The sequence below is a fragment of the Streptomyces sp. NPDC002537 genome (assembly GCF_053594975.1).
Window position 1 is genome coordinate 20,125 of the sequence record NZ_JBSFWT010000076.1, and the last position, 14,459, is coordinate 34,583.

Here is a 14,459-nt window from a genome sequence, read left to right on the forward strand (position 1 = left end):
CGCCATGATGCCGCCGCCGCGGCCCCGGAGGCGGCCGACGGCTGCTCAGGGGGCGCGGAGCCGCAGCCCGCGCGGTGTGGCGTGGAAGCCCGCCGACTCCAGCAGGGCCCCCAGCGGGGACGAGAGCGCCGGGGAGCCGTTGATGCGCTCGACGGTGACGGTGCCCAGCGCGCCCGCGCGTGCCGCGGCCGCCAGCGCCGCCGCCGCTTCGCGCAGCCCCGCGTCCTCCGCGTCCGCCGACTCGGCTCCCTCCCGCTGGGGCCAGGCCAGCAGGGTCTTGCCGCCGCGCTCCATGTGGAGCGCCAGCGCGCCGTCGACCAGCACGACCAGCGAACCCGCCTTGCGCCCGGGTTTGTGGGTCGAACCGGCGGGCGGCTCCGGCCAGGGGAGAGCGGCGCCGTACGCGTTGGCGGGGTCGGCTGCGGCCAGCACCACCGCCCGGCCGCGCTCGGACTTCCGGACGGCGGACGCCTCGCCCCACGGGGCTTCAGGGGCATCGGGGCCGGCGCCCGCGGCCCGCTCGCGAGCCGTGCTGACGGCGCGCAGCCGGTCGACCGCGCCGTCCATGGCGAACTGCGCGGCGCCCAGGCCCTCGACCACGTACCCACGGCGGGCCTGGCCGCTCTCCTCGAAGGCGGCGAGCACCCGGTAGGCCGCGGAGAAGCCGCCCTCCACGCCCTCGGCGGCCACCGCCCCCCGGGTCACCACGCCGTGCCGGTCGAGGAGCGTACGGGCCAGGGCGTGCGCCCGGTGCGTCGGGTCCGGCTCGTGGGCCGGCAGCAGGGACCAGCGGCCCGCGACCGTCGGCGGCCCGCCACGGGACGCCGTGGCGGCCGTACCGAGGCCCGCGCGGCCCGGGAAGGAGCCGTACCGCCCGCGTGGCACGGAGCGTCTGGCGCGGTGCGCGGTGGAGCCCGCCGTCCTGCCCGACCCGAGGAGGGCGCGGAGCGGGGCGAGGGTGTCGTTGGTGAGACGGCCGGACCAGGCGAGGTCCCATATGGCGTCGGCCGTCTGCGGGTCCGTGCAACCGGGATCCACGGCCCGCACCCGCTCGGCGATCTGACGGAAGAACAGGCCGTAGCCGCCCGACAGGGCGTCGAGCACGGCCCGGTGGACGGGGGAGAGCTCCAGCGGGTGGGGCGCGGGGAGCAGCAGCGGTGCGGCGTCGGCGAGCAGCAGGGAGACCCAGCCGTCCTTGCCGGGCAGGGCACCCGCACCGGCCCACACGACCTCGCCCGCCGCGGTGAGTTCGTCCAGCATCGCCGGGGAGAAGTCCGTCACCCGGGCGGGCAGGACCAGCTTCTCCAGGGCGGAGGCCGGAACCGGCGCACCCTGCAACTGCTCGATGGCGCGCACCAGTCCGTCGACACCGCGCAGACTGTGCGTCCCCACGTGCTGCCACTGGGGCAGAAAAGCCGCCAGCGCCGTGGGCGGCACCGGCTCCAGCTCCTGCCGGAGCGCCGCCAGGGAGCGGCGCCGCAGCCGCCGCAGGACAGTGGCGTCGCACCACTCCTGGCCGATGCCGGAGGGGTGGAACTCGCCCTGGACGACACGGCCGTTCGCCGCGAGCCGGTGCAGCGCGCCGTCGGTGACCGCCGTGCCGAGACCGAAGCGGGCCGCGGCCTGCGCCGAGGTGAACGGCCCGTGCGTACGGGCGAAGCGGGCGAGCAGGTCGCCGAGCGGATCCTTCACCGGCTCCGTGAACGCCTCGGGCACACCGACGGGCAGCGCCGTGCCCAGGGCGTCCCGCAACCGCCCCGCGTCCTCGACGGCCGCCCAGTGCTCCTGCCCGGCGATCCGTACGCGGATGGCCCGGCGCGCGAGCGACAGCTCCTCCGGCCACTCCGGCTCGGCGCCCCGCCCGGCGAGCTCCGCCCCGGTGAGCGGTCCGAGGACGCGCAGCAGGTCGGCGACCCCCTCCGGGTCCTTGGCGCGACGGCCCTCGGTCAGCCACTGGAGCTCGCGCTCCAGCTCGGCGAGCACGTCCGCGTCGAGCAGCTCGCGCAGCTCGGCCTGGCCCAGCAGCTCGGCGAGCAGCCGGGAGTCCAGGGAGAGGGCAGCGGCCCGGCGCTCCGCGAGCGGGGAGTCGCCCTCGTACAGGAACTGGGCCACGTAACCGAACAGCAGCGAGCGGGCGAACGGCGACGGCTCCGGAGTGGTCACCTCGACCAGCCGGACGCGGCGGGCCTCGATGTCGCCCATCAGCTCCGTCAGACCGGGGACGTCGAAGACGTCCTGAAGGCATTCGCGAACGGCCTCGAGGATGATCGGGAACGAGCCGAACTCCTCGGCGACCTGGAGCAGCTGGGCCGCCCGCTGGCGCTGCTGCCACAGCGGGGTGCGCTTGCCCGGACTGCGGCGGGGCAGCAGCAGCGCGCGGGCGGCGCACTCGCGGAACCGGGAGGCGAACAGCGCGGAGCCGCCCACCTGGTCGGTGACGAGCTGCCCGATCTCGCCCTTGTCGAAGGTGACGTCGGCCGCGCCGACGGGGGACCGGTCGGCGTCGTACTCCCCGCCGCGCAGGGCCGGATCGGTGTCGGGCAGGCCCAGGTCCATGAGCTCGGCGTCCGGCAGGCGCAGCACGATGCCGTCGTCGGCGTGCATCACCTGGGCGTCCATGCCGTACCGCTCCGCCAGCCGCGCGCCCAGCGCGAGTGCCCAGGGGGCGTGCACCTGGGCACCGAACGGGGAGTGGACGACGACCCGCCAGTCGCCCAGCTCGTCACGGAAGCGCTCCACGACGACCGTACGGTCGTCCGGCACGTGCCCGCAGGCCTGGCGCTGCTCGGCGAGATACGACAGGACGTTGTCCGCCGCCCAGGTGTCGAGCCCCGCCGCGGTGAGCCGCTCGCGGGCGGCTCCGGGAGCCAGCCCGCCGATCTCGCGCAGGAACGCGCCCAGCGCGCGGCCCAGTTCGAGCGGGCGGCCCAGCTGGTCGCCCTTCCAGAACGGCAACCGCCCGGGAACGCCCGGCGCGGGGCTCACCAGGACCCGGTCGCGGGTGATGTCCTCGATCCGCCACGACGTGGTGCCGAGGGTGAAGACGTCGCCCACCCGCGACTCGTACACCATCTCCTCGTCCAGCTCCCCGACGCGGCCCCCGCCCTTCTTGGGGTCCGCGCCCGCCAGGAAGACACCGAACAGGCCGCGGTCGGGGATGGTGCCGCCCGAGGTGACGGCGAGCCGCTGCGCCCCGGGGCGCCCCGTGACCGTACCGGCCACCCGGTCCCAGACCAGGCGGGGCCGCAACTCGGCGAAGGCGTCGGACGGATAGCGCCCGGCAAGCATGTCCAGCACCGCCGAGCAGGCCGAATCGGGCAGCGCGGCGAACGGCGCCGCCCGCCGCACCAGGGCCAGCAGCTCGGTCACGTCCCAGGTGTCCATGGCCGCCATCGCGACGATCTGCTGGGCCAGCACGTCCAGCGGATTGGCGGGCACCCGCAGCGACTCGATGGCCCCCTCGCGCATCCGCTCCGTCACCACGGCCGCCTGCACCAGATCGCCCCGGTACTTGGGGAAGACCACGCCGGTGGAGACCGCGCCGACCTGGTGCCCGGCGCGGCCGACCCGCTGCAGCCCGGAGGCGACCGACGGCGGGGACTCGACCTGGACGACCAGGTCCACCGCGCCCATGTCGATGCCCAGCTCCAGGCTGGACGTGGCGACGACGGCAGGCAGCCTGCCCGCCTTGAGGTCCTCCTCCACCAGCGCCCGCTGCTCCTTGGAGACCGAGCCGTGGTGCGCTCGGGCGAGCACCGGGGGCGCCCCCTTGGCCGCACCGGACTCCGCCATCAGCTCGGCGGGCGAATGATGCTCGGGCAGCGCCTCGCCCGTGGCGCGCTCGTAGGCGATCTCGTTGAGGCGGTTGCACAACCGCTCCGCCAAGCGGCGGGAGTTGGCGAAGACGATCGTCGAACGGTGGTCCTGGACGAGATCGGCGATCCGCTCCTCCACATGGGGCCAGATCGACGGCCTCTCCTTGCCGTCGCCGCCCTCCTGTGCGGGCGACGCGCCCAGCTCCCCGAGATCCTCCACCGGAACGACCACCGAGAGGTCGAACTCCTTGCCGGACGGCGGCTGGACGATCTCCACCTTGCGCCGCGGCGACAGATAGCGGGCCACCTCGTCGACCGGGCGGACCGTCGCGGACAGGCCGATGCGCCGGGCGGGGCGCGCGAGGAGGGCGTCGAGGCGCTCCAGGGACAGGGCGAGGTGGGCGCCCCGCTTGGTGCCCGCCACGGCGTGCACCTCGTCCAGGATGACCGTCTCCACCCCCGTGAGGGCCTCCCGTGAGGAGGAAGTGAGCATCAGGAACAGCGACTCGGGGGTGGTGATGAGGATGTCCGGGGGCCTGGTGGCGATCGCCCGCCGCTCGGCGGCCGGGGTGTCGCCGGACCGGATGCCCACCCGGATCTCCGGCTCCGGCACCCCCAGCCGCACGGACTCCTGACGGATGCCCGTGAGCGGACTGCGGAGGTTCCGCTCGACGTCCACGGCGAGGGCCTTGAGCGGCGACACGTAGAGCACCCGGCAGCGCTTCTTGGCCTCGGCGGGCGGCGGCGTGCTCGCCAGCCGGTCCAGCGAGGCGAGGAAGGCGGCCAGTGTCTTCCCGGAACCCGTCGGGGCGACCACCAGCACGTCGGCCCCCTCGCCGATCGCCCGCCAGGCCCCCGCCTGCGCCGCCGTGGGCGCCGTGAAGGCACCCGTGAACCACGCACGTGTCGCGGGGGAGAACCCCGCGAGGGCCCCCGCCGCTTCGGCCGCCGTGCCGGCCGCGCTGTCGTCCGCCATGCACCCCATCGTGCACCGCACCACTGACAACGCCGGGGAACCGCAAGTCAGAGCAGGTTGGACCGCCCCGGCGTCACAACGCCCGCCCATAGGCGCGCAGGGTGAGGAGGGCGGCGATGGTCACCATCGGCCGGCACTCCAGCCCGGTGCCGGGCGCCCACTCGCGCCAGCGGACCGGCCAGCCGCCGTCCTCCTCCTGCGAAGCGGCGAGGAACTCCAGCGACCGGTCCAGCTCCGTGTCGGTGAACCAGCGCCGGGCCAGGGAGCCCGGGGTCCGGGCGAAGTCGTACGGGAAGTGCCGCTCGCCCGGCGCGTAACCGTCCGGAACGGGATAGTCCGTGGACCGGTCCGGGTCCAGCACCGCCAGCCGCTGCTCCCGCACCACGCGGCCCAGCCGCTCCGCCGCGGCCTCCGCGCGCGACCGGTCGGGAGCGCCGTCGAGGAACGCGACAGCGGCCTCGACCTCGTACGGGTGGGTCCTCGCCCCGCCGCTCAGGGCGTCGACCGCGGCCCAGCAGAAGTCGGTGGCCCGGAACAGCCACGCGTGCCACACCGAGTTGCGGTGCAGCAGCCCCACGACCGGGCCGGTCGCGAGGAGGTCGCTCGGCGGGTCGTCCACCACGGGGATCCACGGCGCGGCCGGATAGCCGCGCAGCGAGGGGTGCAGCGCGGGCAGGGCGCCGTCCGAGGTGGAGACGGCCGTGAGGTAACGGCAGACGCGTTCCACCCGCCGGTCGCCGCAGCGCCCGATCTCGTCGAGCACGTGCAGCGCGTGCGCGGTGTGCAACGGCTGGCTCACGGGGCCACGCAGGTCGGGCTCCAGGGCGTAGCCGTACCCCCCGTCGGCACCCAGGTAGGCCGTCAGGGCGGCCTCGACGGCGTCGGGGCCGCCGTCCAGGAAGTGGAACGCGAATCTTCGCTGTTCGAGGACGCGGGCGGTCAGCCACATGAACTGCTCGGCACGGACTACGGGGGATGCTCCGGATCGGGCCATGCAACGACCGTAGGGGGGAATGCGGCGCAGGTCACCGGCTCGTGCTCGGCAGCACTCTCAGGGGCGGGATACTGGGCGCATGCGGTTGACGGTCTTCTGGCAGCGGATGGGCGATTATTTCGGCGCGGTGTACGCCGACTCCTTCGCGCGCGATCATGTGATGTCCGAACTCGGCGGGAGGACGGTGCACGAGGCGCTGGACGCGGGCTGGAACGCCAAGGACGTCTGGCGGGCGGTGTGCAGGGCGGTGGAGATCCCCGAAGACCGGCGCTGACGAACGGAACCCCTGGCAGGGGGTGCCGCGGCTCGTCCGGGATCACTCGGACGAGCAAATCACCCCATAGGCCACACTTGCCCCGTGGCAGCAGAAGACACCGCTCCGGAAGCGGACCCGCGACCCCGGCCCGAGACCGACGACCGCATGCCGCGCTGGCTGCCGCGGGCGATGGTGGCGGCGCTCGCCCTGTTCGCCTGCTTCCAGCTGGCGAACTGGGCCTTCCATCAGCTCGTCGGGCTGCTGATCGACATCCTGATCGCGTTCTTCCTCGCGCTGGCCGTCGAGCCCGCCGTGGCGCGGCTGTCCGCGCGCGGCATGCGGCGCGGACTCGCGACGGGGCTGGTCTTCCTGGCGATCGCCATCGGCGTCGCCGGCTTCTTCACCCTGCTCGGTTCGATGCTCGCCGCCCAGATCACGACCATGGTGGAGAACTTCCCCTCCTATGTGGACTCGGTGATCGGCTGGGTCAACCGGACGTTCCACACCGACTTCTCCCGGGTCGAGATCCAGCAGAGCGTGCTGCACTCCGACTGGCTGCAGAAGTACGCGAAGAACAGCGCGGGCGGTGTGCTCGACGTCTCCGCCACCGTCCTCGGCGGGCTCTTCCAACTGCTCACCGTGGTGCTGTTCGCGTTCTACTTCGCGGCCGACGGGCCCCGGCTGCGCCGCGCCCTGTGCTCCGTCCTGCCGCCGAACCGGCAGGCGGAGGTGCTGCGCGCCTGGGAGCTCGCGGTGGCCAAGACGGGCGGCTATCTCTACTCGCGCGCCCTGATGGCGCTGGTCTCCGGCATCGCGCACTACGTCCTGCTGGAGATCCTGGGCGTGCCCTACGCCCCGGCGCTCGCGATCTGGGTCGGCTTCGTCTCCCAGTTCATCCCGACCATCGGCACCTACCTGGCGGGCGCGCTGCCGATGCTGCTCGCCTTCACCGTGGACCCCTGGTACGCGGTCTGGGTGCTCGGCTTCGTCGTGGTCTACCAGCAATTCGAGAACTACGTTCTCCAGCCCCGGATCACCGCCAGGACCGTGGACATCCACCCGGCCGTCGCCTTCGGCTCGGTGGTCGCGGGCACGGCGCTGCTCGGAGCGGTGGGCGCGCTGATCGCCATCCCGGCGACCGCGACGCTCCAGGGGTTCCTCGGGGCCTATGTGAAGCGGTACGACGTCACCGACGACCCGCGGGTCCAGGGCCGGAGGGCGGACGACGGACCGCGTTCCTCCGCCCTGGCCCGGCTGTTCCGGGCGCTGCGCGAGCGGTGAACCGGGGCCGGTGTGGTGCGCTTGACACTGAAATCGAACATCCATTCTCATGGGTGTTCCGGGCCTGCGGGAGACGAGTTATCCACAGGGCGGGGCGGTGCCCGGAGCCCATTGTCAGTGGCAGGCGTTAGCGTCGTCGACGTGAAGCGATCGACTCAAGCAAACCGGGTGGAACCCATGGCAGGCACCGACCGCGAGAAGGCGCTGGACGCCGCGCTCGCACAGATTGAACGGCAATTCGGCAAGGGCGCCGTGATGCGTCTCGGCGACCGGCCGAACGAGCCCATCGAGGTCATCCCCACCGGGTCGACCGCACTCGACGTCGCCCTCGGCGTCGGCGGGCTGCCGCGCGGCCGCGTCGTGGAGGTGTACGGACCGGAGTCCTCCGGTAAGACCACCCTCACCCTGCACGCCGTGGCCAACGCCCAGAGGGCGGGCGGCACCGTCGCCTTCGTCGACGCGGAGCACGCCCTCGACCCCGAGTACGCGAAGGCGCTGGGCGTCGACACCGACAACCTCATCCTCTCCCAGCCGGACACCGGCGAGCAGGCGCTGGAGATCGTGGACATGCTGGTCCGCTCCGGCGCCCTCGACCTCATCGTCATCGACTCCGTCGCCGCCCTGGTGCCGCGCGCGGAGATCGAGGGTGAGATGGGCGACTCCCACGTCGGCCTCCAGGCGCGACTGATGAGCCAGGCGCTCCGCAAGATCACCAGCGCGCTCAACCAGTCCAAGACCACCGCGATCTTCATCAACCAGCTCCGCGAGAAGATCGGCGTCATGTTCGGCTCCCCGGAGACGACGACCGGTGGCCGGGCCCTGAAGTTCTACGCCTCGGTGCGCCTGGACATCCGCCGTATCGAGACCCTCAAGGACGGCACGGAGGCCGTGGGCAACCGCACCCGCGTCAAGGTCGTCAAGAACAAGGTCGCGCCGCCCTTCAAGCAGGCCGAGTTCGACATCCTCTACGGCCAGGGCATCAGCCGCGAGGGCGGTCTGATCGACATGGGCGTGGAGCACGGCTTCGTCCGCAAGGCCGGCGCCTGGTACACGTACGAGGGCGACCAGCTCGGCCAGGGCAAGGAGAACGCCCGCAACTTCCTCAAGGACAACCCCGACCTCGCCAACGAGATCGAGAAGAAGATCAAGGAGAAGCTGGGCGTGGGCCCCAAGCCCGAGACCCCGGCGGCCGAGCCCGGCGCGGATGCCGCGGGCGAGCCGGCCAAGTCGGTCCCGGCCCCGGCGAAGTCCACGGGCAAGGCGGCCAAGGCCACGGCTGCCAAGAGCTGATCCCGTGACACGGCGATCGGAGTACCCCGCGCCGGAATCCGTGGCGGACCGCCCGGACCGGGGTACGGGCGGCCGGACCAGTGGTGAGGCCCCCTCCTCGTCGAGGGCCGGGGACGGGGCACCACCACGGCCGGAGGAGCAGGCGCGGGCGATCTGTCTGCGCCTGCTCACCGGATCCCCCCGCACCCGCAAGCAGCTCGCGGACGCGCTGGCCAAGCGGGGGATACCGGCGGAGGTGGCGGAAGAGGTGCTGGCCCGGTTCGAGGACGTGGGCCTGATCGACGACGCGGCGTTCGCCGACGCGTGGGTGGAGTCCCGGCACCACGGCCGGGGGCTCGCCCGCCGGGCCCTGGCACGCGAGCTGCGCACCAAGGGCGTGGACTCCGCGGTGATCGACGATGCCGTCGGGCAGCTCGATTCCGACCAGGAGGAGGCCACGGCCCGCGAGCTGGTGCGCCGCAAGCTGCGGACCACGCGCGGCCTGGACCGGGAGAAGCGGCTGCGCCGCCTCGCGGGCATGCTGGCCCGCAAGGGGTACGCGGAGGGCCTGGCCCTGCGCGTGGTGCGCCAGGCCCTGGAGGAGGAAGGCGAGGAAGCGGAGCTGCTGGACCACTATCTGCCCGATATGTGACCGGCGGCCCACCCGGCGGCCCGCCCGGCGCGGACGCGACGGGAAGCCGGGCGGAAGTCAGCGGTCCACCGGGAGCCCGGCCGCCCGCCATGCCTGGAAGCCTCCGGCCAGGTCCGTGGCGTGACGCAGGCCCAGCAGACGCAGCGAGGCCGCGGCGAGGCTGGAGGCATAACCCTCGTTGCAGATCACGACGACGCGGAGGTCGTGCCCGGTGGCCTCCGCCGCGCGGAACTCGCATGTGGGGTCCAGCCGCCACTCCAACTCGTTGCGCTCCACGACGAGCGCCCCGGGGACGAGTCCGTCGCGCTCCCGCAGCGCCGCGTAGCGGATGTCGACCAACAGCCCGCCCCCGGCCTGCACTTCGGCGGCCTCCCCGGGCCCCAGGCGGTCCAGGCCCGCGCGGGCGGCGGCCAGCAGTTCCTCGACCCTCATGCCCACTCCCGCGGCCACTCCACCTGCTCCAGCCGCAGCACCTGGCCCGCGCGGCTGTAGCGCCGCATCATCGGCAGCGGCGGATAGTACGCGTGCACGGAGACGGCGTGCCCGGTCCGCGACGCGTTGAACACCTGATGCACATGGTGCGGGCCGAAGGCCTTGCCCCGCCCGTCCGAGAGCTGCTGCTCCCGGTCGACACCGTCCGCCAGCTCCAGCATCTTCCATCCTTCCGTGGGCAGTTGGGTGGTGAGCGACTGCTCCGTCAGCTGCCCCGAGGCCGCGGCGAAGGCGCCGTGCGAACCCCCGTGGTCGTGCCAGCCCGTGCCGGAGCCCGGGGGCCAGCCGATGAGCCACGCCTCGCTGCCGCCCGGCCCCGTCAGCCGGATCCAGGTACGGCCCTCGGGGTCGAGCGGGAGCGAGGCGACGAGATCGGCGTCGGCGGCGGTGGCGCGGGCGAAGTCGAGGAGATCGGCCCCGGTGGGCGCGGCCGACACCCCCGAGGAAGCCGCCGGAGGGGGTGCGGGAGAGGTGTGCCGGGACGAGGGCATGGGCGTGGGCACCGGAAGAAACACAGAAGACCGTCCTGAGCGATCGCGGAGAAGCGCGCGGCCGCACTCGGCGTGGCCACGCGAAGAGAAAGCGGATCAGCAGGACGGACGACAGACGCAGCCCGCATAGCGAACGAGGTCCAGGTGGACCCGCCGCCAGAAACGCACGCCACGGTCAGTCACGTTCCGTAGTCAACCACGGTCGTGCGGGCGGGTCAACGGTTGGCCGTGGCCTCACTGGGAGCTCCGTCGGGCTCGTCCGCGCGCCCCGCGCCCCCGTCGTCCGTGTCTTCCCCGGCACCGTCGGGGTGTCCGTGCGGCGTCGCGGACCCGCCCCGTACCGCGTCCGCGCAGGCGTACAGCTCCGCGGCCCGCACCCCTGCCAGCGCGGCCACCAGATGGCCGTCCGGGCGCACCACCAGCACGGTGTGCGCGTCCGCCCCCGGGTAGCCCTCGGCGACCAGCAGCTCCGCACGCATGGGCAGCGCGCCGACGGCGGCCGCGAGCCGCGGCATGAGTCCGGCGCCCAGCCAGTGCCGCCGCTCCCACACCCCCGTCCCGGGCGCGATCAGCACCACCAGCAGATCGCCGCCCAGCCGGTCCCGCAGTCCGGTCACCGAGCCGTCCGGAGTGGTGACCGGGACGTCCTCCACCTGTGCCCCCGGAGCCGTACCCACCGGGACGGAACCCGCGGGCGGCCCGGCCGGAGCCAGGGGCGTACGGGCGTAGACAGGGGGCGCGCCCAGTGCTCCGCGCCCCAAGTGGCCGTCGGTGAGCAACTCGTCGTGCCCACGCGCCGCACCCGGCACCAGCGTGCGCCGTGCCGTGTGCCACCCACCCACGCCCCGTACAGCCGGAAGCGCACGGTCCGCGGCGCGCAGCCGGGCCACGATCGCCCCCCGGCGCTCCGCCTGATAGCTGTCCAGCAGGGCGTCCGAGGCGCCGTGGTGCCAGGCCAGAGCCAGCTTCCAGGCGAGGTTCCCGGCGTCCTGCAGCCCCTCGTCGAGCCCCTGGGTGCCGAGCGCCCCGAGCAGATGGGCGGCGTCCCCGGCGAGGAAGGCGCGCCCCGTGCGCATACGGCGCGTGAGCCGGTGGTGCACGGCGTGCACGCCGGTGTCCAGGAGTTCGTACGGCGGCACTTCCCCGCACCAGGCGGTCAGGGAGTCGCGCACCAGCGCGAGGAGGGCTTCGGGCGTGACCAGATCGCCCCCCGGCGGCAGCAGCCAGTCGAGCCGCCAGACACCGTCCGGCAGCGGACGTGCCGTCACTTCGCTGCCGCGCGGCGGTGACCGGTGCAGCAGCGCCTCGCCGGGCCGGGGCAGCTCGGCACGGAGCGCGGCGACCGCGTACCGCTCGACGGCCGTACGCCCCGGGAAGCGGGCACCCAGCAGCTTGCGCACGGTCGACCGTGCGCCGTCGCAGCCGACGAGATAACTGCCCCGCCAATGGCCGCTGTTGCTGCCCCGCGTGTGCGCGGTGACCCCGGCCGAGTCCTGCCGCAGCGAGTCCAGATGGCCGCCGGGGACGATCCGCACGCCGGTCTCGACGGCGAGTGCGGCGCGCAGCTCCCGCGTCAGCGTGTGTTGCGGCAGGTGCAGCGGCGAGCGCTCGCCGGCCCCCTTCAGCGGCTCCGTGCCCTCCTCGCCGTCGCCGGGCTCCTCGGCCCGCTCCGCCCGCTCGAACGGGATCTCGGCGACCACGGCGCGGCGGTGCAGCGTCCGCCAGCCCGCCCACCGGGCGCCGCCCTCCAGGGCGCACCCGAGCCGTTCCAGCGTGGCCGCGGTGTCCGGGCGCAGCACGGCGGTCCGGGCCGGGCGTTCCCCCTCCTGGCCGGAGCCGTCCGCGGGCGTCTCGTCCAGGACGACGACGCGGACCTCGTAGCGGGCCAGCGCGAGTGCGAGCGCGAGCCCGACCGGCCCGGCCCCGACGACGATCACCGGGTCCACGGCGCGGTCCCCTCCGCCCGGCGGGGCCAGCTGGCCGTGCCGTGGGCTGCGCGGTACGTACGGGCCGTGTGCGCCGCGCGGTGCACATGGGGGCCGACGGGAGGAACGCGGTGCTCGATCACAGAACGTATGCAACCCATTGCGGGTGCTTGCGTCAAGTGATCAGAGCCCTCATCGCGGCGCGCCGAAGCGGGCGCGCCCCGCCTCCGGACGCGGCCGACGGGGCGTCATCCGCGCCGGACTCACCCGGTCTTGGGGACCTCCGCGCCGGAGGCGTCCGCGGGGCCGGGCCCGGGACCGGCCATGACGGCCGCGCCCGGCGCGGCCATCGGGGGCGGGGTGCCCTTCCGCGAGCGCTTCGTGCGCCGTTCGACCCATGTCGCGACGGAGGACAGGGCCAGACACAGCAGGATGTAGATCGAACCGAAGACGATCACCATCGGGATGAACGCGTAGACGCCGTTCGACGGCGGCCGCTGCTCCGCGAACCGCTTGCCGACGTACAGCAGTTCCTCGTACAGGATGATGTAGCCGAGCGAGGTGTCCTTGAGGGTCACCACGAGCTGACTGATGATCGACGGCAGCATGGTGCGCACGGCCTGCGGGACGAGGACGCTCGTCATCACCTGCGTCTTGCGCAGCCCGAGCGCGTAGGCCGCCTCGCTCTGGCCCCGGGGGACGGCGTTGATGCCGGACCGGAAGATCTCCGACTGCACCGAGCCGTTGTAGAGCGTGAGCCCTATGACGAGCGCCCACATCGCGTCGGAGGTGAACACGGCCGCCCACAGCAGGAAGATCATGATGAGCAGCGGCATGGCCCGGAAGACCTCGACGGCCACGGTGGCGGCCCAGCGCACCGGTTTGTGGTCGGATAGCCGGCCGGTCGCCAGCACGGCGCCGAGCACGAGGGAGAGCACCGCGGCGATCGCGAAGGTCTTGACCGTGGTCCACAGGCCGTCGAGGATCTGCCGCTGGGTGTTGCTGTACTCGTAGACGTTCCACAGGGCGCCCTGGAACTGCCCCGAATCGTCCAGCCGGTAGACGACGAAGGCGATCAGCCCGAGCAGGGCGACGGTCGCCAGGACGCCGTAGACCCGGTTGCGGGCCCGTGCCCTGGGGCCGGGGACGTCGTAGAGGACGCTCGCGCTCATCGGGCCACCTCCAGCCGGTTCTCCAGCACCCGGAACAGGCCGCTGATCGCGAAGGTCAGGACGATGTAGCAGAGTGCGATCCAGAAGAAGATCACGTAAATGTTGTAGCCGGAGGCGCTGTTGAGGGTCTTCATCACGGATCCCAGCTCGGTCACGTTGAAGCTGGAGGCGATCGCGGTGTTCTTGGCGAGCGCGATCATCAGGCTGCCGAGCGGCGGCACCGCGGTCCGGGTGGCCTGCGGCAGCACGATCTGGCCCAGCGTCTGGGTGAAGGTCATCCCGATGGAGCGGGCGGCCTCCGCCTGACCCACCGGGACGGCGTTGATGCCGGACCTGACGGCCTCGCAGACGAACGCCGAGGTGTAGCCGCCCAGGGCCATCACGGCGAGCCAGAAGGAGTCCCACCCCTTGAGCCCGAGCGCGGGCAGCCCCAGGGTGACGGCGAGGAACAGCAGCACCAGAGGGGTGTTGACCAGGAGCGTCACCCAGGTGCTGCCGAATATGCGGAGGACGGGCACCGGGGAGACGCGGAACGCCGCGACCAGGATGCCCAGCACCATGGCGAGCAGCGCGCTGAGCGCCGTCAGCTCGACGGTGCCGATGAAGCCTTCGCGGAACATCGCGAAGTTGTCCGACAGAACGTTCACGTCAACTCTCCGGAGATCGCCGGTCAGTAGCGGTCGACCGCGGGCGGAGTCGTGGCCGGGACGCCGGAGAGGCCGAGGGTGGCGTCGTACGCCTTCTTCCAGTCGCCGTTCTTCTCGTGCGCCTCGATGGCGTTGTTGACGGCGTCGCGCAGCGCCTTGTCGTCCTTCTTGAGGCCGACGCCGTACGGCTCCTTGGAGAACGGGTTGCCGACGACCTTCAGGGCGCCCTTGTTCTCCGCCGCGTAGCCCTTGAGGATCGCGTCGTCCGTGGTGACCGCGTCGACGGAACCGCCCACCAACTGCTGCACGCAGAGCTGGTAGCCCTGCTGCGACATGGCCTCGGCGACCCCGTACTTGGGCTCCTTGATGCGCTTGAGCGGCGTGGAACCGGCCGCCGAGCAGACCTTCTTGCCCTTGAGGTCGTCCGGGCCCTTGATCGAGCTGTCGGCCTTCACCAGCAGGTCCTGCCCGGCGATGTAGTACGGGCCC

General features: G+C 73.3%; 13 protein-coding genes. 4 read left to right on the top strand and 9 right to left on the bottom strand.

What is annotated here, in order from left to right:
- Nucleotides 1-45: 45 nt before the first annotated feature.
- Both ACWD4A_RS27565 and ACWD4A_RS27570 read right to left on the bottom strand, forming a co-directional pair.
- Nucleotides 46-4,791, bottom strand: a complete 4,746-nt coding sequence (locus tag ACWD4A_RS27565; protein ID WP_451198029.1) for an ATP-dependent helicase — start codon at nt 4,789-4,791, stop codon at nt 46-48.
- A gap of 73 nt (nt 4,792-4,864) precedes the next feature.
- Nucleotides 4,865-5,785 (bottom strand): hypothetical protein, encoded by a 921-nt coding sequence (locus ACWD4A_RS27570; RefSeq protein WP_451198030.1) that lies wholly within the window; start codon nt 5,783-5,785, stop codon nt 4,865-4,867.
- A gap of 79 nt (nt 5,786-5,864) precedes the next feature.
- Between ACWD4A_RS27570 and ACWD4A_RS27575 the strand changes: the two genes are divergently transcribed.
- The 4 genes from ACWD4A_RS27575 to recX all read left to right on the top strand — a co-directional run bounded on the left by ACWD4A_RS27575 (nt 5,865) and on the right by recX (nt 9,243).
- On the top strand, nt 5,865-6,059 hold the full coding sequence (locus ACWD4A_RS27575; RefSeq protein WP_451198032.1) for a DUF3046 domain-containing protein: 195 nt from the start codon (nt 5,865-5,867) through the stop codon (nt 6,057-6,059).
- Between the two features lie 84 nt (nt 6,060-6,143).
- Nucleotides 6,144-7,322, top strand: coding sequence for an AI-2E family transporter (locus tag ACWD4A_RS27580; protein ID WP_451198034.1), 1,179 nt, complete (start codon nt 6,144-6,146; stop codon nt 7,320-7,322).
- A 177-nt stretch (nt 7,323-7,499) separates the two neighbouring features.
- On the top strand, nt 7,500-8,612 hold the full coding sequence (recA, locus tag ACWD4A_RS27585) for a recombinase RecA (protein ID WP_451198035.1): 1,113 nt from the start codon (nt 7,500-7,502) through the stop codon (nt 8,610-8,612).
- 4 nt (nt 8,613-8,616) lie between these two features.
- Nucleotides 8,617-9,243, top strand: a complete 627-nt coding sequence (recX, locus tag ACWD4A_RS27590; RefSeq protein ID WP_451198037.1) for a recombination regulator RecX — start codon at nt 8,617-8,619, stop codon at nt 9,241-9,243.
- 57 nt (nt 9,244-9,300) lie between these two features.
- Here recX and ACWD4A_RS27595 read toward each other — a convergent pair whose 3' ends face one another.
- The 7 genes from ACWD4A_RS27595 to ACWD4A_RS27625 all read right to left on the bottom strand — a co-directional run.
- Entirely contained in the window at nt 9,301-9,675 is a 375-nt protein-coding gene (locus ACWD4A_RS27595) for a rhodanese-like domain-containing protein (protein ID WP_451198039.1), read from the bottom strand.
- Nucleotides 9,672-10,226, bottom strand: coding sequence for a cysteine dioxygenase (locus ACWD4A_RS27600; RefSeq protein ID WP_451198047.1), 555 nt, complete (start codon nt 10,224-10,226; stop codon nt 9,672-9,674). Before ACWD4A_RS27600 ends, ACWD4A_RS27595 begins: the two co-directional genes overlap by 4 nt.
- A gap of 96 nt (nt 10,227-10,322) precedes the next feature.
- Entirely contained in the window at nt 10,323-10,409 is an 87-nt protein-coding gene (locus ACWD4A_RS27605; RefSeq protein WP_451198049.1) for a putative leader peptide, read from the bottom strand.
- A 32-nt stretch (nt 10,410-10,441) separates the two neighbouring features.
- A complete protein-coding gene (locus ACWD4A_RS27610) occupies nt 10,442-12,172 on the bottom strand; it encodes an FAD-dependent monooxygenase (RefSeq protein ID WP_451198040.1) in 1,731 nt (576 codons plus the stop codon).
- A gap of 242 nt (nt 12,173-12,414) precedes the next feature.
- Nucleotides 12,415-13,323, bottom strand: a complete 909-nt coding sequence (locus ACWD4A_RS27615) for an amino acid ABC transporter permease (RefSeq protein ID WP_451198041.1) — start codon at nt 13,321-13,323, stop codon at nt 12,415-12,417.
- Nucleotides 13,320-13,970 carry an amino acid ABC transporter permease gene (locus ACWD4A_RS27620; RefSeq protein ID WP_451198043.1) on the bottom strand — a complete coding sequence of 217 codons (651 nt, stop codon included), beginning with the start codon at nt 13,968-13,970 and terminating at the stop codon, nt 13,320-13,322. The genes ACWD4A_RS27615 and ACWD4A_RS27620 overlap by 4 nt, the downstream gene beginning before the upstream one ends.
- A gap of 23 nt (nt 13,971-13,993) precedes the next feature.
- Nucleotides 13,994-14,459, bottom strand: a 466-nt coding sequence (locus ACWD4A_RS27625; RefSeq protein WP_451198045.1) for a transporter substrate-binding domain-containing protein, incomplete at its 5' end; no start/stop codon positions are given.